The 22,446-nt window shown below is 65.5% G+C and carries 20 protein-coding genes and 1 tRNA gene; 2 read left to right on the forward strand and 19 right to left on the reverse strand.

The window, feature by feature from the left end; genetic code table 11:
* Nucleotides 1-372: 372 nt before the first annotated feature.
* The 8 genes from C8J43_RS02300 to C8J43_RS02335 all read right to left on the reverse strand — a co-directional run bounded on the left by C8J43_RS02300 (nucleotide 373) and on the right by C8J43_RS02335 (nucleotide 9,470).
* Nucleotides 373-1,821, reverse strand: a complete 1,449-nt coding sequence (locus C8J43_RS02300; protein WP_243645369.1) for a PepSY domain-containing protein — start codon at nucleotides 1,819-1,821, stop codon at nucleotides 373-375.
* Nucleotides 1,808-4,000: a TonB-dependent receptor gene (locus C8J43_RS02305; protein WP_243645370.1), complete on the reverse strand. Its 2,193-nt coding sequence runs from the start codon at nucleotides 3,998-4,000 to the stop codon at nucleotides 1,808-1,810. The genes C8J43_RS02300 and C8J43_RS02305 overlap by 14 nt, the downstream gene beginning before the upstream one ends.
* Before the next feature lie 53 nt (nucleotides 4,001-4,053).
* A complete protein-coding gene (locus tag C8J43_RS02310) occupies nucleotides 4,054-5,226 on the reverse strand; it encodes a GTP-binding protein (RefSeq protein WP_133029560.1) in 1,173 nt (390 codons plus the stop codon).
* Nucleotides 5,223-6,059 (reverse strand): nickel permease, encoded by an 837-nt coding sequence (locus C8J43_RS02315; protein ID WP_133029561.1) that lies wholly within the window; start codon nucleotides 6,057-6,059, stop codon nucleotides 5,223-5,225. Before C8J43_RS02315 ends, C8J43_RS02310 begins: the two co-directional genes overlap by 4 nt.
* Complete coding sequence (locus C8J43_RS02320) at nucleotides 6,056-6,319, reverse strand: DUF1289 domain-containing protein (protein WP_133029562.1); 264 nt, start codon at nucleotides 6,317-6,319, stop codon at nucleotides 6,056-6,058. Before C8J43_RS02320 ends, C8J43_RS02315 begins: the two co-directional genes overlap by 4 nt.
* Nucleotides 6,316-7,332 carry a WD40 repeat domain-containing protein gene (locus C8J43_RS02325; RefSeq protein WP_243645371.1) on the reverse strand — a complete coding sequence of 339 codons (1,017 nt, stop codon included), beginning with the start codon at nucleotides 7,330-7,332 and terminating at the stop codon, nucleotides 6,316-6,318. Before C8J43_RS02325 ends, C8J43_RS02320 begins: the two co-directional genes overlap by 4 nt.
* A gap of 8 nt (nucleotides 7,333-7,340) precedes the next feature.
* Complete coding sequence (locus C8J43_RS02330; protein ID WP_165899527.1) at nucleotides 7,341-8,315, reverse strand: GTP-binding protein; 975 nt, start codon at nucleotides 8,313-8,315, stop codon at nucleotides 7,341-7,343.
* 1,064 nt (nucleotides 8,316-9,379) lie between these two features.
* Nucleotides 9,380-9,470 (reverse strand) — tRNA-Ser (locus C8J43_RS02335).
* 88 nt (nucleotides 9,471-9,558) lie between these two features.
* On the opposite strand from C8J43_RS02335, the gene C8J43_RS02340 reads away from it, so the two are divergent.
* Nucleotides 9,559-10,416: a peptidylprolyl isomerase gene (locus tag C8J43_RS02340; RefSeq protein ID WP_133029564.1), complete on the forward strand. Its 858-nt coding sequence runs from the start codon at nucleotides 9,559-9,561 to the stop codon at nucleotides 10,414-10,416.
* Here the strand turns inward: C8J43_RS02340 and C8J43_RS02345 are convergent.
* The 11 genes from C8J43_RS02345 to C8J43_RS02395 all read right to left on the reverse strand — a co-directional run bounded on the left by C8J43_RS02345 (nucleotide 10,413) and on the right by C8J43_RS02395 (nucleotide 20,628).
* Nucleotides 10,413-11,267, reverse strand: coding sequence for a pirin family protein (locus tag C8J43_RS02345; RefSeq protein WP_133029565.1), 855 nt, complete (start codon nucleotides 11,265-11,267; stop codon nucleotides 10,413-10,415). The two genes, C8J43_RS02340 and C8J43_RS02345, sit on opposite strands and share 4 nt — an antisense overlap.
* Before the next feature lies 1 nt (nucleotide 11,268).
* Complete coding sequence (locus C8J43_RS02350) at nucleotides 11,269-11,841, reverse strand: NAD(P)H-dependent oxidoreductase (RefSeq protein WP_133029566.1); 573 nt, start codon at nucleotides 11,839-11,841, stop codon at nucleotides 11,269-11,271.
* Nucleotides 11,842-11,851: 10 nt separating this feature from the next.
* Nucleotides 11,852-12,646 carry a class III extradiol ring-cleavage dioxygenase gene (locus tag C8J43_RS02355; protein ID WP_133029567.1) on the reverse strand — a complete coding sequence of 265 codons (795 nt, stop codon included), beginning with the start codon at nucleotides 12,644-12,646 and terminating at the stop codon, nucleotides 11,852-11,854.
* Nucleotides 12,647-12,722: 76 nt separating this feature from the next.
* Nucleotides 12,723-13,790 carry a spore photoproduct lyase family protein gene (locus C8J43_RS02360; RefSeq protein ID WP_133029568.1) on the reverse strand — a complete coding sequence of 356 codons (1,068 nt, stop codon included), beginning with the start codon at nucleotides 13,788-13,790 and terminating at the stop codon, nucleotides 12,723-12,725.
* Between the two features lie 36 nt (nucleotides 13,791-13,826).
* Nucleotides 13,827-14,360, reverse strand: coding sequence for a response regulator transcription factor (locus C8J43_RS02365; RefSeq protein ID WP_133029569.1), 534 nt, complete (start codon nucleotides 14,358-14,360; stop codon nucleotides 13,827-13,829).
* Nucleotides 14,357-15,586, reverse strand: coding sequence for an ATP-binding protein (locus C8J43_RS02370; RefSeq protein ID WP_197983044.1), 1,230 nt, complete (start codon nucleotides 15,584-15,586; stop codon nucleotides 14,357-14,359). Before C8J43_RS02370 ends, C8J43_RS02365 begins: the two co-directional genes overlap by 4 nt.
* 80 nt (nucleotides 15,587-15,666) lie before the next feature.
* Nucleotides 15,667-16,383 carry an SURF1 family protein gene (locus tag C8J43_RS02375; RefSeq protein WP_133029570.1) on the reverse strand — a complete coding sequence of 239 codons (717 nt, stop codon included), beginning with the start codon at nucleotides 16,381-16,383 and terminating at the stop codon, nucleotides 15,667-15,669.
* Nucleotides 16,383-16,757 (reverse strand): cytochrome o ubiquinol oxidase subunit IV, encoded by a 375-nt coding sequence (cyoD, locus tag C8J43_RS02380; RefSeq protein ID WP_107963931.1) that lies wholly within the window; start codon nucleotides 16,755-16,757, stop codon nucleotides 16,383-16,385. The genes C8J43_RS02375 and cyoD overlap by 1 nt, the downstream gene beginning before the upstream one ends.
* Nucleotides 16,754-17,392: a cytochrome o ubiquinol oxidase subunit III gene (gene cyoC / locus C8J43_RS02385; protein ID WP_243645372.1), complete on the reverse strand. Its 639-nt coding sequence runs from the start codon at nucleotides 17,390-17,392 to the stop codon at nucleotides 16,754-16,756. Before cyoC ends, cyoD begins: the two co-directional genes overlap by 4 nt.
* A 4-nt stretch (nucleotides 17,393-17,396) precedes the next feature.
* Complete coding sequence (cyoB, locus tag C8J43_RS02390) at nucleotides 17,397-19,397, reverse strand: cytochrome o ubiquinol oxidase subunit I (RefSeq protein WP_133029571.1); 2,001 nt, start codon at nucleotides 19,395-19,397, stop codon at nucleotides 17,397-17,399.
* Between the two features lie 10 nt (nucleotides 19,398-19,407).
* Nucleotides 19,408-20,628, reverse strand: a complete 1,221-nt coding sequence (locus C8J43_RS02395; protein ID WP_133029572.1) for a ubiquinol oxidase subunit II — start codon at nucleotides 20,626-20,628, stop codon at nucleotides 19,408-19,410.
* Nucleotides 20,629-20,841: 213 nt separating this feature from the next.
* Between C8J43_RS02395 and C8J43_RS02400 the strand changes: the two genes are divergently transcribed.
* Entirely contained in the window at nucleotides 20,842-22,173 is a 1,332-nt protein-coding gene (locus tag C8J43_RS02400; RefSeq protein ID WP_133029573.1) for an MFS transporter, read from the forward strand.
* Nucleotides 22,174-22,446 lie beyond the last annotated feature (273 nt).

Genomic DNA, 22,446 nt, shown 5'->3' on the forward strand with positions numbered 1-22,446 from the left:
CCAACGCCGTCGCCACCATCATAGACCGCGCCGACCGCGTCGTCGCAACGACCGGGCGCTACGCCTACCACAGCACCTATCCGCATCCGATCGCCGCTGGTGGGACAATGGTCCAGTCGTCCGACGGTCTCAACATCGCCCAGGCAGCCGTCATATCCAGCTACGGTATCAGCGGAATCGATCTGAGATGCGTCATCGAGGAGCATGTCGCGACGGATGACGAAATCAGCCGGGCATTGATGGGATAGGCCGCATGCGACGCCAAACCGTAGTGCAGCGTCTCCCTATCGAAATCTTCGTCCGACCTTGGCCTCGGATCACCAATGGCTGTTTTTGAAATTGGGATCGGAGGTATTCGAGCGAAGCCGGCGCCTAATGGATTTTGCGTAGGCGCTGGACGCCCAGCACGACGCCGGTGAGACTGAACAGGAAGCCGAGCATCAACGGGATCAGCACGACGATCCGACGCAGCAACGGGTGCGTGGCGAGGCCGGGTACGTTGAAAGTGTGGAGTGCGTAATAGATCCAGGCGTAGCGCGCGCGGCTGTCATTCATCACCGTCAGCAATCGACCGTCGGTCCCGTCCGCGTAGACATCGGGAAGCGCCTTACCCCTCAGCGTCACGCGCACGGCGGTCGCGGGCCAGCCTTCTGCCAGCGCATAGGTCGCGGTCGGATCGATCGGGGCGACGCTGAAACCCGACGCCTCGGGAAATGCTGTCAGCACCGCCTTGCCGATCCTGTCTTGAAGCGTCGCGGGTGCTATCCGCGTATAGTCGCCATCATAGGTCAGTACCGTTCCGTCGGGTTGCCAGGCGACCGAAAGGCTCCGGCCGCCGACGACCGTGAAGTCGAGTTGCCTGGTGTCCGCCGGAATGGCGGCCGGCAGGTCGTTTGGCAGCGCGGTCGCCAAGGGGGCTCCCGCATAGCGCGCTGCCTGTTCGGCGGTGGGCTGGCCGCGCGAGAACAGGCGGCCGTGGTCCATCGACAACCAGCCGCTCAGCGTCCAGCTCAGCACGAAGACGCTCGCGAACAGGCCGAGCAGATGGTGCCACCGCATCCAGCGCTGGCGGTACGGGGTCAGCGACGGCGTGCGCCGACGGCGCGCCGCGAGCATGCGGATGATCCCGAGGATCGTGCCGGCGATCGCCACCAGCAGCGCGACGAACGACAGGATCCACACCGTCCGGTCCCACGCGGTGAAGCTCGACCGCAGCGGCGTGAAATACGCCCAGTGCAGCACCGCACCGACCCAGTTCCAGCCGCGATCGGCGGCAGTGGTGCGCTGGACCAGTTCGCCGGTCTTCGCCGAGCAATAAAGGCTCGTCCCGCGTCCGTCGGCGAGATCGATCCGGTAAAACGGGCGGAGCGGATCGAAGCGGTTGTGGACGACCCACTGGTCGTAGGCGATCGCGACCGGGGTCGTCGTGCCGGGCGATGAACGTCTGTCCGCGCCGATGTCTTCGGGGGAGAGATCGCCCAGCCGCTGACCCGATCGCGCATCGATCGCGATCGTCCCGTCCGGCGTGGTGGCGATATACGCGGGCGCCCCGCCTCGCTGGACGAGGCGCAACGCGGTCGGCTGGCCGGCGGCGATCACTGCACCACGCGGCGAGATCGCCACCGCGCCGACGTCGATCGGCGCCTCCAATCGCACCTGGTCGGCGTGCGACAGCGACGGGAACGGCTTGAACAGCAACACCGCCCCGCTCGCGAACCAGAACGCGAAGATCAGGCAGGTCGCGACGCCGAGCCAGCGGTGGAACCAGACGAGCGCCTTGATCGCCTGACGCCGCCGCGCGTTCGCCCTAGAAGCGGGCAAGGATGCTGATCTCGAACCGGCGCGGCTCGCCCAGCATGACCTGCGCAGGGTAATAAATGTCTGCCCACTGCACGAACGTCTTGTTCCAGACATTGTTGATCCGCCCGGTCAGCGACCAGCGCGGCGTCAGCGCATAGGTCGCGTAGACGATCCCTGTCGCATAGGGTTTGAGCACGAGGTCGTTGGCGGTGTTGCCGTAGCGCTTGCCGACATATTTGACGCCGCCGCCCGCTTCCAGCGGCAGTCCGCCGATATGCTGCACCGTCGTCCAGATATTGCCGACCCAGGCCGGGACGTTGGGCGGCGTGTTGCCCGACGCGGCGATCCCGTAGTTCGGATCGACGAAATTGGCGTATTTCGCGTCGACATAGGTCCCGCTGGCGATCACCGCCCACGCTGGAGTCACGCGCAGTTCGCCCGACGCCTCGATCCCGCGCGAGCGCTGGCTGCCGATATTGCTGACGGTATCGACCGCGACCTGCGTCAGGATGTTGTCGCGCTTGATGTCGTAGGCCGCGAGCGTCAGCGTACCGCGGCCGTGCATCAGATCGGCTTTCAGCCCGCCCTCGACCTGCCGCGACGTGCTCAGGCCGAAATTCTGGTTGGCGTTGACGAGGAAGATGTTCGCACCGACGGGATCCTTGCCGGTGCTGTACGACGCGTACGCGGTGACGTTCGGTGTCACGTCGTACACGAGCCCGGCGCGCCAGTTGAACAGCCGGTAGGTGCGATCGAAACTCGACCCGCCGTTGAAGCTGCCATCGACGTTGAAATTCTCGCGCGTCAGATACAGCCGTTCGGCGCGCAGGCCCGTGACCAGCTTGAGCGAGGGCGTGAGAGCGAGCGCATCCTCGCCGAACAGCGCGATCTGGTCCCAGCGGGTCGGCGACACGCGCTTGTCGATCGCGCCGAAAAGACCCGGGCTCGGGTTCAGCGGATCGACGCTGTCGCCATCGGGAAAACCACGGCTGCGGACGAAATCGAGATGGCTGTAGTCGATGCCGACGACCAGCGTGTTGTCGAGGCCGAGCAGTTTGTCCTTATGCGTCAGGCTGAACTGATCGCCGAACAGATCCTGGTTGTGGAACACGAAGAAGCGATCGCGGTCGATCACCTTGGTGGCCGCGTTGAAGACATAGTTCTCGGCGTTGATCCATTGCCGCTCGGCATGGAAATAATAGGCGGTGTTCGACAGCGTGACGTGGTCTGACGGCGACCAGTTGACGACGAGCCGCGGCCAGACCTGCCAGCTCTTGGCGCGGTTGTCCGCCACGTTGTAATTGGTGAAGCGCGTGCGGCGATCGACGACATAGCCGTTGCCGGTCGAGAGGATCCCGCCGATCGGATCGGCGGCGAACGAGGCTGGAACCAGCGGCGTGCCGAAATAGGTGGACAGGTTGTCCTTGAGATAATCGACGCTGAACGCGATCGACAGCGTGTCCCGCGGTTTGAACAGCAACGCGCCGGTGGCGTTGAACGAGGTGGAACCGGCGCGATCGACGAAGCCGTCGGTACGATGATAGCTGACGTCGGCGCGGGCGGCGAGCGTGTCGCCGAGGCGGTGATTGCCACCCAGCCCGATGCTGGCCGTGTCGAACGACGCGTAGGAGGCGAGCGCCTGCAGGCTGTCGGCGGTGAAGTCCGGGCTCTTGTTGACGATGTTGACCGCGCCGCCGATCGCGCCCTGCCCGTAGAGCACCGACGCCGGCCCCTTGAGCACGTCGATGCTGGCGATGTTGAAGGTGTTGCCGGGGCGATTGATCATGTTCGCCGGCCCGAGATACAGCCCGTTGTGCAGCACCGTGATCTGCTCGCCGGTGAAGCCACGCATCGAGAACAACGAAGGATCGCCCGGCGAGCCGCCCGAGGTGACGCCCGGCAGGCTGACCGTCGCCTCCTCGACGGTGCGGAACCCCCGCGTCAGGATCTCGTCGGCACCGATTTGGTCGATCGTGGCAGGCGTCTCGCGGATCGACAGGCCGAGGCGGCTCGCGGTCGGCGTCGCGACGTCGAGCTGGCGCAGCCGCCAGCCGGTTACGGTAATCTCCTCGCCCGCGGCCGGTACGGACTGCGGCGCGGTCGGCGTGGTGTCCTCGGCAATCGCCGCCGTCGAGGCGCCGCACAAGGCGGTCGCCGCGGCGGCACCGCGTACCCATGACTCTATGATCGTCGTGCGCACCGATATCCCCCATTTTCCATATTATCGCCCCGCCCCTGCGGTCGTCGTGGTCGTCAGCCTCTGTCCGGGATCAGTCCACCCCCTGCCCCTAGGGTCATCGCGTCCTCTCCGACCAGACCGAAATGCTCGAGCCCCAGTGTCATGAGCGTCAGCGTGCCGCGCAGATCGGCTTCGTCGAGGTCGCGGGTGATGAACACGATCCGGCTGCGGCGGTCCTCGCTCGGCCACGCGTCGAGCCGAACCGGCGGGTGGAAGATGTGCTGGACGCCGTGGATGACCATTGGCCGATCGACGCCCTCGACGTTGACGATGCCCTTCACGCGCAGGATGTCGGCGCCCTTGAACATCGTCAGGATGCCCAGCCAGCGCTCGAACGCCAAGGCTGGAATGGGGTCGTCGAAGGTCAGGCAGACCGAGCGGATCCGGTCGCCGTGGCGATCGACGTCGTGATGATGGTGGCCGTGATGGTGATGCCCGTGATGGTGGTCGTGATGGTCGTGATGGTCGTCATGATGGTGGGGGGCCGGGCCCGTATAGGCTTCGGCGTTCAGCCAGCGGCGGACGTCGTGGCTCTTGGTCGTCGGATCGTAGAGCCCGGCCTCGAACAGCAGGTCGGGATCGACCGCGCCATCGATCGCCACCGTGATCGGCGCCGCGGGGTTGAGCGCGTGCAGCCGCGCTTCCAGCGCAGCACGCGCGTCCGCACCGACCAGATCGGTCTTGGTCAGCAGCAGCCGGTCGGCGACCGCGGCCTGTTTGATCGACTCGTCCTGCGCATCGAGCGTCGCCATCCCGGTCGCGGCGTCGACGGTGGTGATGACACCGTCGAGCCGGTACAGCGTCTGCAGGCGCTCGTCGGTCATCAGTGTGTGCAGGATCGGCGCCGGGTCGGCGAGACCGGTCGTCTCGATCACCACCCGGTCAAACCAGCACTTGCCGTCCCGCGCGAACCGCCACGGCGCCTCGCGCAGCGTCCGCAACAGGTCGCCGCGGATGGTGCAGCACAGGCAGCCGCCCATCATCTCGACGACCATGTCGTCCTGGCTGCGGACGATCAGGTCATGGTCTAGCCCGATCGAGCCGAATTCGTTGATGATGACGAGCGCGCGCGCCATCCGCGGATCGCGCACCAGCCGATTGAGCACGGTCGTCTTGCCGCTGCCGAGAAAGCCGGTGAGGACCGAGACCGGGATCAGCGCACCGGGTCCGGTGACCAGACCGCTCATGCCGCGCCTTCCAGAGCGGGACGACTGGCCTTGCGGGCGATCCAGGCACCGCGTGCGAGCAGCACCGCGACGATTGTGGCCGCGCCGACGCCGATCGCGGTGAAGGTCTGGTCGTCGAGGTCGAGCGCGAAGCCCGCGGCCTCCGACGCCGCGAACAACGCCATGCCGTAGGACAGGCCGACGATCAGCCAGCCGACCGCACGCCGATACCGCATGACCGATCCACCTGCACCGCGCCCCGCCCGCTGGCTCGATCGCAGCAACCGGCTGACGATCTGGCTGTCCAGCGTATCGGCGAGCACCATGCCGATCGTGAAGGCCAGCGCGATACCGGCGGCGGCGGCGGGCCCACCCCGCGTCGTTGCGGCCGCACCCCAGGCGGCCGCCTGGGTCGCGGTGTCGAACACCAGCCCGAACACGACGCCGATCGCGACGACCGCCGCCGGGTGCGTGCTCGACCGCAGCGAGCGCGGCACCAGCCCTGCCCGCCACCCGACCGGCGCATACGCACGGTGTCGCAGCAGCGCGACGAGATTGAGCGTGCCGACCAGGATCAGCAACGCGATCACCATCGTATCGACCAGCGTCGCGGTCCAGCGCGGCACGACGATCCAGTGCGCGAACAACGACACCCCGATCGCCACGACCGCCACCGCGAGGCTGTGGCCGAGCGCGAACAGCGTGCCGGTCCAGGGCGACAATCGAGGCCGCTCTTCGACCATGCGGAAGACGATATTGTCGATCACCGCGACGTGATCGGGATCGAGCCCGTGGCGCAGGCCGAGCACGAACATCAGGCCCAGCGTGGGCAGTGCGAACGAGGGATCTGTCATGCCCTGTCTTCCGAGATAGTGTCGGGGTCTTCCGAGATAGTGTCGGGGTCTTCCGAAATTGGGTCGGGCGCCAGTTCCGAGGCGACGATGCCGCGCGCGGCCAGCTTGGCGAGGCGGCGGGGCAGCTCGGCCTGGATCCCCAGCAGGGTCGGCCGCGCCGCCTTGCGCCAGCCGCGGCACTCGACCTGCGTGCGCCCGCAGGCGACGCACCAGCCGGTCCGCCCATCGAAGCGGCAGATATCGACGCACGGGCTCTTCACGCGCGTGCGGCCATGTCGAGGATGCCGATCCGGCCGTCCTCGTCGCCCCAGCCGAGCCGGGTGCCGGCATCGTTCCAGCTCAGCGCGGTAATGGCGGCGCCCTCTTCATCGACCAGCAGCGGGCGATCGTCGCCGGTCTGCGTGAGGACGACGACGCCATCGTCATATCCAATCGCCAGCAAGTCGCTGCGGGGATGGAAGGCGACGCGCGTGACGATCGCGCCCCGCCGCTCAGCCAGCAGCAACGGCGGCGTGTCCATCGGGCCGCTCTTGCCGTCGAACGACCATAGGACGGCGCACGCATCGCCGCTGGTCGCCAGCCATCTGCCGCGGCGATCCCACGAGAAGCTGCGCGTCTTGGCGACATAGCCCGACATCCGCATGTCGCGCAGATCGGGAAGCCGCCAGCCGTGCAGTCCGGTCTCTTGCAACGCAGTGACGACATAGCGGCTGTCCGCGCTCATCGTGCAAGCGAGGTGCGAGCCGATCCAATCGAGCGCGACGCGGCCGCTGCCGGCGGTCGCCGCATAGACCAGGCTCACGCCGCCATAATGCGCGACGGCCAGCCGCTTGCCCTTGCCTTCGAGTGCGAGGCCGCCGATCGTCGAACCGATAGCGTAGCGGTGCGAGGGTTCGGTGGCACCGGGCGTCCAGACGACCGCTTCGCGACCGACGCCGGCGACGATCAGGCCCGATGCGGAACTTGCCACCAGATGCTCGACCCAGCGTCGGTCGAAGCGGCCCAACTCCAGAACATCGCCATCCGCCGTCACGCGGCATACCTGGCCATCGTCGCCGCCGGTGACGATCGAGCGTCCATCGGGATGACGGCACGCCGCCAGGATCGCGCCGCCGTGCACCGGATGCGCGGCGACCTCGCCCGCGTCGGTCATGTGCCGCACGCTGCCATCGCCGAGCGTCAGCAACGCGTCGTCCCCGAGCCACAGGATCGCGGTCGGCTCCGCACCGACCTCGGCACGGCGGCCGTGGCTTTGCACCAGCGTTTCACGCATCGCGTCGATCATCGGTTGGCAGGAACCGCGCAGGCCTCGAACCCGGCGCGCAAGGCGACCGGATCGAGGTTGCGGCCGATGAACACCATCCGGCTGGTGCGGACCTCGTCCGGCTTCCAGTCGCGCTGATGATTGCCGTCGAGCAGCATGTGGACGCCCTGCACGACATAGCGTTGGTCCTCGTCGGGGAACGACAGCACGCCCTTCAGCCGCAGGATGTCCTGTCCCTGGACCGCGGCCAGGTTGCGCAACCACGGCATGAACAGCTCGGGCCGGATCGCCGTCGCCGAACTCAGCGATACCGAGGTGATCGTATCGTCATGCTCGTGATCGTCCTCGGACAGGAAATCGGGTTCGATCTCGAGGATCCGGTCGAGGTCGAACGCGCCGCGCTCCAGCACCTCCTCGAGCGGTACGACGCAGTTCTGCGTCTCGTGCAACCGCGCCTGGCCGTTGATCGTGCGGACGCGCTGGCGCACCACCTCAAGCTCCTGCGCGGTCACCAGATCGGTCTTGTTGAGCAGGATCACGTCGGCAAACGCGATCTGCTCCTCGGCCTCATGGCTGTCCTCCAGCCGGGCGAGGACATGGCGCGCATCGACCACGGTCACGATCGCATCGAGGCTCGCCCGGGCGCGCACGTCGTCGTCCATGAAGAAGGTCTGCGCAACGGGCGCGGGATCGGCGAGGCCGGTGGTCTCGATGATGATCGCATCGAAGCCGTCCTTGCGCTTCATCAGCCCCTCGATGATGCGGATCAGGTCGCCACGGACGGTGCAGCAGATGCACCCGTTGTTCATCTCGAACACCTCTTCGTCGGCGTCGACGATCAGGTCGTTGTCGATGCCGATCTCGCCGAATTCATTGACGATGACCGCATATTTCCGGCCATGATTTTCGCTGAGGATGCGGTTCAGGAGCGTCGTCTTGCCCGCGCCCAGATAGCCGGTGAGTACGGTGACGGGGATGGTCGATGATGACACTGAGCGAGTCCTATGCGATGATATAGCATCTCCTATATGGCCTATTTTCGAACGCGGCAACGGTGGTGAAGGTGTTCCCCCTGCGGTAGCGGCATCAACTAGGAGCAGCCCGGTTCACCGTAATGCGATGAATTTCTCGGTCACGATATGAGCCGGTACCAGATGACTGGCCTAATAAAGCAGCGACGAACTGTTTCAGCGCTCACGACTAAATCCGGCTATCGCGATTTCCTTTGTGTCCGAAAGGCCTAAGCTCCCGATGAGCCAGCGGGCGATGGCAATAACCAGGCCGTACAATGACGTCCGCTGTCCTCGACGCATCGCGGTTATGGCTCAGTTCGGGGTGAACCTAGTGCAGACAAGCGCGGCTCGCAAAGATCGCATGCGATTGCTGGCTGACGACAGAGCTCGAAGTGGTCGGTCCGAGTGGCCGAGCCATACGCCTATGCCTTATCTGTTCATGCAGGCTTCAGACGTCGTTATCAGATGTCCGGTTTCTATATTACCGGCCCCTTTTGAACGGGTAGTAGTGGACCAATTCAGTTGCCGTTTCGGGCCATACCCGACGAGGCACGGCAGTGTCGCCTCTTGTGTCATCAGTGCGTGTCGAATTTGTCCAGAGGCATATTGAGTTCCAGCAAGGCATAGAGCTCCGACAGGCATCGGTCGATAGGATCAGCGACCGACAGGAACCTCACCATCATCGCTGATACCGCATCAACGTGTCGGCGAAAGCACGCTCCAAATATCTCGCCAGCGTGTGGCGCCGCGAGTGATCTCGTCTTTGTATCGGAGGCTACAATCCTTGGTTCCCTTCGTGCTGGTTTGGACGCGAATGACGCCAAATTATGGTTTGCGGTCCAATGCGCGCGTAATCGCTGCCGCATGTTCCGTGTGCGTCCGAGGTTGTGAACCGAACCGCTACTGTCGATCAGCGAATAAGTCCCGGGCGCTGCCGGATGCCTGCGGCGTCAAGAGACGCATTTAATTACGTCGGACGGACTGAGGCATAGGAACCCCAATGATTCCAAAATCCATGCAAAACAATGGCTTGCGCATGGGGGTGGCGGAGCGGGTGGGATTCGAACCCACGATACGCTTTTGACGTATACTCACTTTCCAGGCGAGCGCCTTCGACCACTCGGCCACCGCTCCGCATTGCTCTGGAAGCGGGTCTGCTAGTGCGGGTTTCGCGCGCGCGCAAGCGATTGCGTGCGGGGACGGCCTCGGGCACTCTGCGGGGATGTTGAATATCCTTCTTGCCGCCATGCTTGCGCAAGCCGTTCCGGCCGCCGCGACGCTCCCGTCCGATCCGGTGCCGGCGGACTGGGTCGCGGTGCCGGACGACGAACTCATGGTGTTCACCCTGGCCAATGGGCACCGGTTTACCGTGCGGCTGGCGCCTCGCTATGCGCCGGTGCACGTCGCGAACATACGCAAGTTGGCGCGTGCGCATTGGTGGGATGCTGGGACGAGCGTCTACCGGTTGCAGGACAATTACGTCGCGCAATGGGGCGATGCGACGGAGAAGAAACCGTTGGTCGCGGGTGTCGTGGCCAACCCGCCGGCGGAATACTCGCATGCCGGACCGACCACCGTGGCGCGGCTTTCGCAGCGCGATCCTTATGCGGAATGGGCGGGGTATAGTCGCGACGGGTGGCCGCTCGCCGGCAATGGCGCGACCGAGTGGGTGCCGCATTGCTACGGGATGGTCGGCGTCGCGCGCGATCTGGCGCCGAGCACGGGGAGTGGCGCTGAGCTGTATACCGTGATCGGGCATTCGCCGCGTGCGCTCGACCGGAACATCGCGGTGGTCGGGCGCGTGATCGACGGGGTCGAGTGGCTGTCGTCGCTACCGCGCGGGACGGGGGATTTGGGGTTCTACAAGACCGTCGGCGAGCGCAGCCCGATCGTGTCCGCACGCCTTGCGAGCGAACTGCCCGCCGCCGAGCGACCGCGTTTCGAGTATCGCGCGGCGGATAATGCGCGGTTCGTGGCGTGGATCGCCTCGCGGGAGAACCGGGCGGGGCCGTTCTTTACGGTGCCTGCCGGGGGCGCCGACATCTGTGCCGCGCTGCCCCCGGTGCGTAAAGCGCCCTAGCGAATGACGGGCGGCTTGCCGAACAGGCCGGCGTTATAGTCCTCGATCGCGCGGACGATCTCTTCGCGGGTGTTCATGACGAAGGGGCCGTGGGAGACGACGGGTTCGCCGATCGGGTCGGCGTGGCCGTAGAGGATCGTGGCGGGGGCCTCGGTCGTGACGGTGATGATGTCGCCCTGGTTGCCGAACGTTGCGAGGTGGTGCGGATTGATCGGCGTGCCGTTGGCCGTGGGGGCGCCGGCGACGACGTAGAAGAAGACCGCGCGGCCGGTTGGGGCTGGTAGGTCGACCTTGGCGCCGGCTTCGAGTTCGATCGTCATCATCGCGACGTCGGTCAGGGATTCGATCGGGCCCTGTCGTCCGGCAAACGTGCCGGAGATCAGGTTCACGGTGCCACCCTCGACCGGGATCGCGGGAATGTCCTCGCGCTGGAGGCCGGTATAGGCGGGCTTGGTCATCTTGAGCCGGCCGGGGAGATTGACCCAGAGTTGCAGGATCTCGAGCGGGCCGCCGTCGCGCTTGAACGACGCAGACGAAATCTCCGCATGGATCAGGCCCGAGCCGGCGGTCATCCACTGGACGCCGCCTGCGCGGATGACGCTCTCGTGGCCACCGCTGTCGAGATGCGCCATCTCGCCCTCGAGGATGAAGCTGACCGTCTCGAACCCGCGGTGCGGATGCGGGCCGAACGGGAGGCCGCTATTGCCGGCGCGGTAGGTCTGGGGCCCGTGATGGTTGAGGAACAGGAACGGATCGACCTGCGGCAGGCCGGGACCCGGTAGCGGCCGTCGTGTCACCAGGTCGGCGATGTCGTCGCGCTGGGCGGGATACTGGTTGAGGGCGTGGCGCATGTCAGGAGGCCTCGCGGTCGGCGGTGGTGGGCCGCGCGATGTCGGCGAGCAAATCGTCTATGCCGGCCACAAGGAAGTTGAGCGTGCGCTGGTCGGTCAGGCGACCATCGGCGATCTTCTCGTGCACGGCGCCGACAACGGCTTGTGGACGCAGGACGGTGCGTGCGCCGATCGAGGCCAGCGTCTCGTTCAGTTGCGCGTGGGCGCGTGCGCCGCCGACTGCGCCGGGTGACGAGGTGAGCGTGAAGACCGGCTTGCCCGTCAGTGTCGCCTTGCCATGCGGGCGCGAGGCCCAGTCGAGCGCGTTCTTCAGGACGCCGGACATGCCGTGGTTGTATTCGGGGGAGGCGATGACGATCCCGTCGGCGGCGCCTATTGCCGCGCGCAGCGCTGCGACGGCGGCGGGTGGCGTGTCGGTATCGGCGTCCTGGTCGTAGAGCGGGACGTCGTTCAGCGCGAAGACCGTCAGCGCTGCCTTGTCGGTGATCGCTTCGCCAAGCGTGGTCAGGATCGCGGTATTGTACGAGCCGCGGCGCAGGCTGCCTGAGATCGCGAGCAGGACGGGAAGGGCCATGGGAATTCCTTTAATTGAAGCGGTAGCCGGAGATTGCGGTTTGCAGGACGTGCTCGTTGTAGACTTGCGTACCGGACTGGTCGGAGGCGCCGGCGGCGACCATCAGCGGGAGGAGATGCTCTTCGCGGGGGTGCGAGAGGCGGCCGGCGGGGGCTTCGGCCCAGCCGGCTAACGCTGCCGCCCGGGCGGTCGGTTCGGACTTGACTGCGGCGGTCAGCCATTGGTCGAAGGCTTCGGACGGCGCGGTGAAGCGGGGGTCGCCGTAACCGCGCATATTGTGGAAGCTCATGCCCGAGCCGACGATCAGGACGCCTTCATCGCGTAACGGGGCGAGTGCGCGGCCGGCGGCGGCGTGCAACGTGGGGTCGAGATCGCGGTCGACCGACATCTCGACGACCGGAATATCGGCGTCGGGGAACGCGACCTTCATTGGGATGAAGACGCCGTGATCGAGGCCGCGCGTGGGGTCGACATTGGCGGTCAGGCCGGCTTCGCGGAGCAGGTCGGCGGCGCGGGCGGCCAAGGCAGGATCGCCGGGCGCGTCGTAGCGCAACTCGTAGGTATGCGCGGGGAAGCCGCCGTAATCGTAGATCAGCGGCGGCGTTACGGCGCCGCTGAACGCAAAGCCGCGCGTTTCCCAGTGGCCGGAGACGACGAGGATCGCCTTGGGCTTTTCGGGCAGCGAGGCGGCGATCGACCGGAGGTACGCGGCCATGCCGGTCCAGTTTCCCGCTTGGTCGTCCATGAAGAAACAGGGCCCGCCGCCGTGCGGGATGAAGAGCGTTGGCTGGCGGGTGTTTGTCATGGTCTCGAGGTAGGCGGCGATGGCGGCGACCGGAAGGCCGCGAATGGCAACGCTGCGTTGCCGGTTGGCGCGGCGGTCAGGTCCAGTAGAGAATACGGGCCTGCGGAAGCTTGGCGGCGATCTCGTCCTGGAAGAAGCTGCGGAGCGCGCGCATCGTGTCGGCGTCGTAGACGTATTTGACCGAGCCGAACTTTGTGCGTTTCTCGGTTCGGTTGGCCATGCTGAGGTCGAGCGACGAGCCGGGGTACCAGGTTTCGAGCACTGCCTTCGAGCCGGGGGTGTAGCGGTGGGTGATCAATTCGATCGTCACGTCGGGGACGTTGGCGAGCACCCTGCCCGCTTCTGCGAGCAAGTCGCCATAGGCTTCGCGCCAGCCTTCGGCGGCGATGATCGGGGCGACGGTCAGGCCGATCTTGTAGCCGGCGTCCGCCATTTTCCGGAGCGCTACCAGCCGGGCGGCGACGGGGCTCGTGCCGCCTTCGAAGCGCGCATAGGCGGCGGGGTTGATCGAGGCGCGCATGCGGGTGCGGCCGCGATGGTCTAGCTTCAGCAAAGGCTCGACTGCGTCGAACTTGGTGGTGAAGCGGAGTTGCACGTCGGCTTCCCACGCGCCGAAATGCGCAATCAGTGCGGAGAGCGATCCGGTGACGTGCTCGATGCCGAGGGGGTCGGTGTAGCATGAGGCCTCGAACGTCGTGCCTTCATGCGCTCGGGCGGTCGAGCGCGAGGTTACAGTGCCCTGGCCGAGATGTGCGGGGAGTTCGGCGAGGATCTCGGGCAGGTTCGCGTAGACGCGGGTGATAGGCGGGCCTTTGAGCGAGCCGGCGAGGTAGCAATAGCCGCAATGCGCAGGGCAGCCCTCGGCGAGGTCGATCCGCCAGTCGGCGCTGGGGGCGATCGGCTGGAGCTTACGCTTCGAGGGTGGCGCGACGACCAGCGCCAGCGTTGCCTTGGCTTCGGCATAGGCGCGGCGGGAGTCTTCGGGGAAGTCGAGCTTGAGGCGGTCGCTCGGCAACGTCGTGACGGGTACGCCGAGCGCGGTCGCGCGGGCGGCAATCTCGGCACCGTGCTCCCAGGTCAGCGCGGACGGGGTCGCGAGCAGTCGCTTCGGCTGCCAGAATCGCGAGGGTTTGGGCACTGGCATCGAACGACAACGCGCGCCTTCGGCGAAGCGTTGCGGCTATTTTACCGGGCGCTTCTCGAGCTTTCGCGCGAGCGTGCGGCGGTGCATGCCGAGCCGGCGCGCGGTCTCGGAGATGTTGAAGTCGGTTTCGGCGAGCGTGGTGTGGATACGCTCCCATTCGAGCGTCTTGATCGAGGTCGGGCGCTCGGAGAGTTCGGTATCGACGCTGCCCTCGGTGCGGTCGAACGCGGCTTCGATGTCGTCGGTGTTCGAGGGTTTGACGAGGTAGTGCGACGCGCCGAGCTTGATCGCCTCGACCGCGGTGGCGATGCTGGCGAAGCCGGTGAGGACGACGACGAGGATCTCGGGGTCGTGCGCGTGGAGCGTCTGGACGCAGACCAGGCCGGACGCGCCGCCTAGCTTCAGGTCGACGACGGCGTAGCGGGGCGTGCGCTCGGCCAGTTGCTCGACGAGTTCCTCGTGGCTGGCGGCCTGCATCACTTCGTAGCCGCGGCGTTCGAATGAGCGGCGGAGCGTGCGGGCGAACGTCTCGTCGTCCTCGACGATCGCCAGGAGTTTGGTGTCCGTCATGACAGGGCAATCGCGGAGAGGGGCATTCGGATCGTGACTTCCGCGCCGCCGCCTTCGCAGTTCACGACGGAGACGCCGCCGCCGAGCTTGCGCATGACGTTGACCGCGAGGAACAGGCCGAGGCCGTGGCCGGGTTCGCGCTTGCTCGACTGGTAGGGTTTGCCGAAGCTCGCGAGGCGTTCGTCGCTGAAGCCGGGGCCGCGGTCGCGGACGATCAGTGCGAGGTCGCCGTCGGTGCGTTCGCCGCGGAAGGCGACCCAGTGCGGCGAGGCTTCGGCGGCGTTGTCGAGCACGTTGGCGATCACCTGTTTGAGCGCGGGGTCGGACACGACCTGGGGATCGTCGCCGACTCGGGTGGTATAGTCGAAATCGACCGACGGGTGCACCGCGCGCCATTCGTCGACGATTCCGTCGAGGAGTTGGTGAAGCGGCATGATCTCGGGCGCTTCGCCGCGCGCTTCACCGGCCGACAGGAGAATGCCGGTGACGATCGCCTTGCAGCGCTGGACCTCGGACTGCATCTCGACGATCTCGGCTTGGAGGTCGGCGTCCTGTGCGAGCGTCGGCATGCGGCGCCAGTCGGCGAGAATCACGGCGATCGATGCGAGCGGCGTGCCGAGTTCGTGCGCAGCGCCGGATGCCAAGAGCCCCATGCGGACGATGTGATCCTCTTCAGCGGCCTGCTGGCGAAGGTCGGCGAGGCGCGTGTCGCGGGCGCGCAAGTTTCCGGTGATGCGGGTCATGAACAGCATCAGCAGCGTCGCGATCAGCATGAAGCAGAGCAGCGAGCCGATCGTGTAGAGCAGGAAATACTCGCCGCTGTAGTCGGGGGGGAGGATCAGCGGACGGTAATAGAGCGTGAGCACGCCGAAACAGGCGGCGGTGACGGCGACGATCGCCCAGCTCGACCAGCGATCGAGCAGCACTGCGCCGAGCACGACGTGGAGCAGATAGAGCGAGATGAACGGGTTGGTCGCGCCGCCCGCCAGATACAGCTGCGTGGTGAGCAAGCCGACGTCGAACAGGAGCGCGAGCAGGAGCTGGATGTTCGCGCCCTTGCGCCAGCCGTAGAGCGGCATGCTCGCGAGGTTGAGCCCGACCGCGGCGGCGAGCGCCGCCATCATCGGCACGAGCGGGAGGTCGAAGCCGAGGCCGAAGCGCGCGAACAAGATGGTGACGAACTGGCCGGCGACCGCGATCCAGCGCAGCGTCACCAGCTGGCGCATGTTGGCGTTGCCGGTCGCGTCGGTGCGCGCGGTGGCGAGCGCGAGCCAGCGTTGCCAGCCCTGGCGTGCCGCCTCCGAGGTCATTCCGCCCCCCGCCGCTTCCGCGCATCCTGGCGGACGAACACGACGAATGCGCCGATCGTCATGGCGGCGAGCGCGAACCAGGTCAGCATGTAGACCAAGTGGTTGTTGGGGAAAGCGATGATCGTCAGGCCGCCGACCGGGGCCGCGGTGCCCGATTTGTCCGCGTCGACGAAATAGGGGGCGACGTTCGACAGGCCGCGCGCGCTGGCGATCGCGGCGACGTCGCGCGAATACCATTTGCCGGTTGCGGGGTCGTTGTGGCGCAGGAAGCCGCCGCCTGGCTCGGTGATGCGGAGGTAGCCGGTGATCGTGATGGGGCCGCTGGGCTTGGTATGCACGACACGTTGTTCGGGCGAGACGTAGCCGCGGTTGACGAGGACGGTGAACCCGCGATCCGTCCGCAACGGCGTCACGACCCAATAACCGCTGCCGAGTGCAGTGGCTGCGCGGACCAGCGTTTCGCGATTGTTATCGAAAGTGCCGTCGAGCCGGATACGGCGATAAGCGTCGGTGGTGGCGGTGATCGCGTTCCAGGAGGCGGGTCCGGGCGGTGCGACCGGCGCGGCGTGCGAGCGCGCCGCGACCTGTTCGATCAGGTTGAGCTTCCAGGTGCGGCGCTCGACCTGCCAGATGCCGAGCGCCATGAACCCGGCGAACAACAGCAGCGCGACCAAGCCTGCGACATAGACGGCAGGGCCCGGTCGCGTTCTCATCACATGTCTGCCGCGGCCTGCATCGGCATCATGTTCGTGTTCATGTGGTACATCACCCAGATCGATCCGCTGAGCGTGATGACGACGAGGATGATCGTGAAGATCAGTGCCATCATCGTCCAGCCGCCCTCCGACTTGCCGCTCATGTGCAGGAAGTAGATCATGTGGACGACGATCTGCGCGACCGCGAACACCATCACGACGAGCGCGGCGGTCGACGGATCCTTGAACGCGTCGGTCATGACGATCCAGAACGGGATCGCGGTCAGGATGACCGAGAGGAAGAACCCCTTGAGGTAGCTGCCGCGCGTGCCGTGGGCGGCATGATCGTGATCCGCATGCGCGTCGTGCGTGTTTGCGTGGGGGTCGCTCATCGTAGGGTGCCCATCAGATAGACGAAGGTGAAGACGCCGATCCAGATGACGTCGAGGAAATGCCAGAACATGCTGAGGCACATCAGGCGACGCTTGTTCGCCGCGATAAGCCCGTGCTTCTGAACCTGCACCATCAGCGTGACGAGCCAGATGAAGCCCATCGTGACGTGAAGGCCGTGCGTGCCGACGAGCGTGAAGAACGACGACAGGAACGCGCTGCGGGTCGGGCCCGCACCCTCATAGATGAGGTTGGCGAACTCGTACATTTCGATCGACAGGAAGCACAGGCCGAACAGGCCGGTGAACGCCAGCCACATCTGCATGACGCGCTGGCGACCTTCCTCCATCGACAGCATCGCGAAGCCGTAGGTGATCGACGAGAACAGCAGCATCGCGGTGTTCACCGCCACCAGCGGCAGCTCGAAGATCTCCTTCGGGCTGGGGCCGCCGGCATAGCTGTTGCCGAGTACGGCATAGGCCGCGAACAGCACCGCGAAGATGAGGCAATCGCTCATCAGGTACATCCAGAAGCCCAGCATCGTGCTGCTGCCTTCGGGATGCTCGTGCTCGTCCAGCTCGTAGAACGAGACCTTCTCGGTCTCGTTCAGGCCGTCCTTCATCGGTATTGCGGACATCGCGTCAGGCTCCCTGGGTCGCGAGCTGGCGGGTGCGCGCGTCCTCGCTGGCGATCACGTCCTCGACGGGGATGTGGAAGTCGCGCTTGTAGTTGAAGGTGTGGAAGATCGTCGTCGCGAAGATGCCGACCAGCGTCAGACCGGCGAGCCACCAGATGTACCAGATCATCGCGAACCCGAACGCCACGCTGAGGCCGGCGAGCACGACGCCCGTGCCGGTGCCGCTCGGCATGTGGATCGACTTGAAGCCGGTCAAAGGCCGCTCGTGCTTGCGCTCCTTCATGTCGTACCAGGCGTCCAGGTCGTGGACGATCGGCGTGAACGCGAAGTTGTACTCCGGCGGCGGCGACGAGGTCGCCCACTCGAGCGTACGGCCACCCCAGGGATCGCCGCTGTGATCGGCCAGCGCCTCGCGGTTGCGGATGCTGACGAAGATCTGGAGCAGGAAGGCACCGATGCCGGCTGCGATCAGGGCTGCACCGAAGGCGGCGATGACGAACCAGATCTGCAGGTTCGGATCGTCGAAATAGCGCATCCGGCGGGTCACGCCCATCAGGCCGAGCACGTAGAGCGGCATGAACGCGAAGTAGAAGCCGACCACCCAGCACCAGAATGATACCGTGCCCCACTTCTTGTCCAGCTTGAAGCCGAACGCCTTCGGGAACCAGTAGTTGATGCCGGCGAACATGCCGAACAAAGTGCCGCCGATGATCACGTTATGGAAATGCGCGACCAAGAACAGCGAGTTGTGCAGCACGAAGTCGGCGGGCGGGACGGCGAGCAGCACGCCGGTCATGCCGCCGATCGTGAAGGTTACCATGAAGGCGATCGTCCACATCATCGGCAGTTCGAACCGGATCCGGCCCTTGTACATCGTGAACAGCCAGTTGAAGATCTTGGCCCCGGTCGGGATCGAGATGATCATCGTGGTGATGCCGAAGAACGAGTTCACGCTCGCGCCCGAGCCCATCGTGAAGAAGTGGTGCAGCCAGACGAGATAGGCGAGGATCGTGATGACGAGCGTCGCATAGACCATCGAGCTGTAGCCGAAGAGGCGCTTGCCCGAGAAGGTCGAGGTGACTTCCGAGAAGATGCCGAATGCCGGCAGGACCAGAATGTAGACCTCGGGGTGACCCCAGATCCAGATCAGGTTGACGTACATCATCGGGTTGCCGCCCGAGTCGTTCGTGAAGAACGCGGTGCCGATGTAGCGATCGAGCGACAGCATCGCGAGCACCGCGGTCAGCACCGGGAAGGCGGCGACGATCAGGATGTTGGTGCAGAGCGACGTCCAGGTGAAGATCGGCATCTTCATCATGGTCATGCCGGGCGCGCGCATCTTGACGATGGTCGCCACCAGATTGACGCCGGACAACAACGTCCCGATGCCCGCGATCTGCAAGGCCCAGATATAGTAATCGACACCGACGTCGGGCGAGTAGGCCAGTCCCGAGAGGGGCGGCATCGCGAGCCAGCCGGTCCGTGCGAACTCACCGATGAACAGCGACATCATGACGATCACGGCACCCGCCGCGGTCATCCAGAAGCTGAAATTGTTGAGGAACGGGAACGACACGTCGCGCGCACCGATCTGGAGCGGGACGACATAGTTCATCAGGCCCGTGACCATCGGCATCGCCACGAAGAAAATCATGATCACGCCGTGTGCCGTGAAGACCTGGTCGTAGTGGTGCGCGGTCAGGTATCCTTCGGACCCGTTGAACGCCATCGCCTGCTGCGCACGCATCATGATCGCGTCGGAGAACCCGCGCAGCAGCATGACGATCGCGAGGATCATGTACATGATCCCGATCTTCTTGTGGTCCACGCTCGTGAACCACTCGTTCCAGAGATAGCCCCAGACCTTGAAATAGGTCAGCGCGGCGACGAGCCCGAGCCCGCCGATCGCCACCATCGCGAAGGTGGCGACGACGATCGGTTCGTGCAGCGGCAGCGACTCCAGGGTCAGGCGGCCGAAGATAGTCTTCAACAGGGTGTCGTTCATGATGGTTTCTCTAGCCGTTCGCGACGGGGCGCGTGCCCGGCATGGTGGAGGGGGTCAACATCGTGTGATTGCGGTTGGACTGCGAGCCGGGCGCGCTGTTGGCGCCGTCCTGTTTTATGTCGGCCGGCGCGGTCCAGTGGTTGCCGCTTCCCTTTTCGTCGGCGTCCTTGAGCAACGCACCCTTGACGCGCTCTGAGGTCTCCTGCGGGCCCTTGCCGCCATTGACCCCGGGCATCGCCATGCCGGCGTGCGAGTCCCCCCCGCCTTTACCGCCGTGCATCATCTGCGACATGCAGACCTTGCCGGGCTGGACGCACTGTTCGACGACCAGCTTGAACATGTTCGGCTCGACCGCATTGTAATAGCGGACCGGGACCTTCTCGCTCGGCTTCTCCAGTTGGAGATAGCTGGCGCGATTGAGACCTCCGCCGCGCTGCTTCACTTGGTTGACCCAGGCCTGGAAGCCCGCGTCGCTGACGCCGTGGAAGCGGAAGCGCATCCCCGAGAAGCCCGCGCCGCTATAGTTGGACGAGAAGCCCTCGTAGTTGCCAGGCTTGTTGATCACCGCGTTCAGCGTCGTCTGCATGCCGGGCATCGTGTAGATCATGCCGGCGAGCGCAGGGATGTAGAACGCGTTCATCACCGACGACGAGGTCATCTGGAAACGAATCGGACGATCGACCGGCGCGGCCAGTTCATTGACCGTGGCGATGCCGTATTCCGGATAGATGAAAAGCCACTTCCAATCGAGCGCGACCACCTGCACCTCGAGCGGCTTGCCGACACCGTTCGCCAGCTGCTGCTTGTCGACCAGATTGCCGACCGGAACGTTGTTCGCGAGCGTCGGCGCATCGGGCTTGATCCGGCCGAGCGGACGATACGGATCGAGCAGATGCGTGCTGGTCCAGGTCAGCGCGCCGAGCGCGATGATGATCAGCAGGGGAATACCCCAGATCAGCAGCTCGAGCCCGACCGAGTGATCCCAGTTCGGCTCGTACTTGGCTTCGGTGTTCGCCTGGCGGTAGCGGAACGCGAACAGAAGCGTGAGAATGATCACCGGGACGATGATCAGCAGCATCAGCCCGGTCGCGATCAGCACGAGGTCGCGCTGTTGCACTGCGATATCGCCCGAGGGGGACATCACGACCCAGTTGCAGCCGCTGGTGAGCAGCGCAAGCGGCAGCACGGCCAGCCATTTTTTCGCGCGGGAAACGGTTTTCTCAACGATCATGCGGACCCCCTACGCCTCGCTTTCGCCGCGCTACAGTGGACAATTTGTCCAATGGGCGCTGCACTGCAACATCGGCATGGCTTTATCGTTACCAAGATTAGCATAGATCACCCCTGCCCGCATTGGGCGCGGAGGACTGGGACGGAATATATCTGCCCGTATCCGCCGGAACAGCGTATCATCGGGTTCGCGCCCTGAAGAGCGAGTTGAAGAATGAGTGCAAACACGATCCCCGAGACGAGCTTCGAAGCCGATGCTCGCAGTATCCACAGCGACGGCGAGCACGTCACGCCCGGCGTGATCGCGATCGGCGTGGTGATCGGCCGCACCTCGGAATTCTTCGACTTCTTCGTGTATGCGATCGCCTCGGTGCTCGTGTTCCCGACCCTGGTCTTCCCGTATGTCGACCGATTGCAGGGCACGCTGTATTCGTTCGCGGTGTTCGCGCTGGCGTTCATCGCCCGCCCGATCGGCTCGATCATCTTCATCGCGGTCGATCGCGCGTACGGCCGCAGCGTCAAGCTGACGATCTCGTTGTTCCTGCTCGGCACCTCGACGGTCGCGATGGGGTTCATCCCCGGCTATGATCAGGTCGGCAACTGGTCGGTGGCGATCCTCGCGCTTCTCCGCATTGGCCAAGGCGTCGCGCTTGGCGGCGCGTGGGACGGTCTCGCTTCGCTGCTGTCGCTCAATTCGCCGGAAAAGCATCGCGGCTGGTACGCAATGCTGCCGCAGCTGGGGGCGCCGATCGGCTTGCTGGTCGCGAGCGGCCTGTTCGCGTTCTTCGTTGCCGCACTACCGACCGAGGATTTCTTCGCCTGGGGTTGGCGCTATCCGTTCTTCGTGGCGTTCGCGATCAATGTCGTGGCCCTGTTCGCACGCCTCCGCCTGGTGGTGACGCCCGAGTTCGAAGAGATGTACGCGAAGCGCGAACTCGAGCCTGCACCGGTGATCGAGACCGTGCAGTCGCAATGGAAGGCGATCTGGCTCGGTTCGTTCGTGCCGCTCGCGAGCTTCGCGCTGTTCCACATGGTGACGGTGTTCCCGCTGTCGTGGGTCGTGCTGTTCACGCGTGAATCGGCAGGTCGCTTCCTCGTGGTCGAGGTCATCGGGGCGGTGATAGGGCTTGGCGCGATGCTGGTGTCGGGGCTGCTCGCGGACCGCTTCGGTCGTCGCACGATGCTGGGCACGATCGCGGTGCTGATCGCGCTGTTCGCGATCGCAGCGCCGTCGCTACTCGATGGCGGCGAGATCGGCGAGCGCCTGTTCATGGGGATCGGCTTCCTGCTGTTTGGGCTGTCGTTCGGCCAGTCCTCGGGCGCGATCGCGTCGAGCCTGTCGCCGCAGCATCGTTATACCGGCTCGGCGCTGACGACCGATCTGGCGTGGCTGTTCGGTGCCGGGTTTGCTCCGCTGGCGGCGCTTCTGCTGACGAGCAAGCTTGGACTGGCGGCTAGCGGCGCGTACCTGTTCTCGGGTGCGGTATTCACGCTGATCGCGCTGGGGTTGAACAAGCAGCTCGCCAAGCGCGACATCGCGCGGTGATTGGAGGGGCTGGCGGCATGACCATCCGGCCCCTCTCTGACCCACGAAAACACCACCCCGGACTGACAAGCCCCACCCCGGCGAAGGCCGGGGCCCAATTGGCAAGGCTGCAGTAACGGAGCACTGCCCGTAGTTAGCACCGTCCCCCCAATTGGGCCCCGGCCTTCGCCGGGGTGGTAGTGGTTAGGATAACCCGAGCGCCCCACATGAACCGTTCCCCCGCCAAGGCGGGGGTCCAGAAGTCACCAGCGCCACCGCCTGTAACCCTGGGCT

This window comes from Sphingomonas sp. PP-CE-1G-424 (assembly GCF_004341085.1).
In the GTDB taxonomy this organism is placed as follows: Bacteria; Pseudomonadota; Alphaproteobacteria; order Sphingomonadales; family Sphingomonadaceae; genus Sphingomonas.

Bases quoted from the DNA above. Each gene is read 5' to 3' on its own strand.
- cyoB (WP_133029571.1), bottom strand. From the start codon at position 19,397: ATGAACGACACCCTGTTGAAGACTATCTTCGGCCGCCTGACCCTGGAG.
- cyoC (WP_243645372.1), bottom strand. From the start codon at position 17,392: ATGTCCGCAATACCGATGAAGGACGGCCTGAACGAGACCGAGAAGGTC.
- C8J43_RS02325 (WP_243645371.1), bottom strand. From the start codon at position 7,332: ATGCGTGAAACGCTGGTGCAAAGCCACGGCCGCCGTGCCGAGGTCGGT.
- C8J43_RS02345 (WP_133029565.1), bottom strand. From the start codon at position 11,267: ATGCGCCACGCCCTCAACCAGTATCCCGCCCAGCGCGACGACATCGCC.
- C8J43_RS02395 (WP_133029572.1), bottom strand. From the start codon at position 20,628: ATGATCGTTGAGAAAACCGTTTCCCGCGCGAAAAAATGGCTGGCCGTG.
- C8J43_RS02365 (WP_133029569.1), bottom strand. From the start codon at position 14,360: ATGACGGACACCAAACTCCTGGCGATCGTCGAGGACGACGAGACGTTC.
- C8J43_RS02370 (WP_197983044.1), bottom strand. From the start codon at position 15,586: ATGCGCCAGCTGGTGACGCTGCGCTGGATCGCGGTCGCCGGCCAGTTC.
- C8J43_RS02350 (WP_133029566.1), bottom strand. From the start codon at position 11,841: ATGGCCCTTCCCGTCCTGCTCGCGATCTCAGGCAGCCTGCGCCGCGGC.
- C8J43_RS02310 (WP_133029560.1), bottom strand. From the start codon at position 5,226: ATGAGCGGTCTGGTCACCGGACCCGGTGCGCTGATCCCGGTCTCGGTC.
- C8J43_RS02355 (WP_133029567.1), bottom strand. From the start codon at position 12,646: ATGACAAACACCCGCCAGCCAACGCTCTTCATCCCGCACGGCGGCGGG.
- cyoD (WP_107963931.1), bottom strand. From the start codon at position 16,757: ATGAGCGACCCCCACGCAAACACGCACGACGCGCATGCGGATCACGAT.
- C8J43_RS02360 (WP_133029568.1), bottom strand. From the start codon at position 13,790: ATGCCAGTGCCCAAACCCTCGCGATTCTGGCAGCCGAAGCGACTGCTC.
- C8J43_RS02340 (WP_133029564.1), top strand. From the start codon at position 9,559: ATGTTGAATATCCTTCTTGCCGCCATGCTTGCGCAAGCCGTTCCGGCC.
- C8J43_RS02375 (WP_133029570.1), bottom strand. From the start codon at position 16,383: ATGAGAACGCGACCGGGCCCTGCCGTCTATGTCGCAGGCTTGGTCGCG.
- C8J43_RS02315 (WP_133029561.1), bottom strand. From the start codon at position 6,059: ATGACAGATCCCTCGTTCGCACTGCCCACGCTGGGCCTGATGTTCGTG.
- C8J43_RS02400 (WP_133029573.1), top strand. From the start codon at position 20,842: ATGAGTGCAAACACGATCCCCGAGACGAGCTTCGAAGCCGATGCTCGC.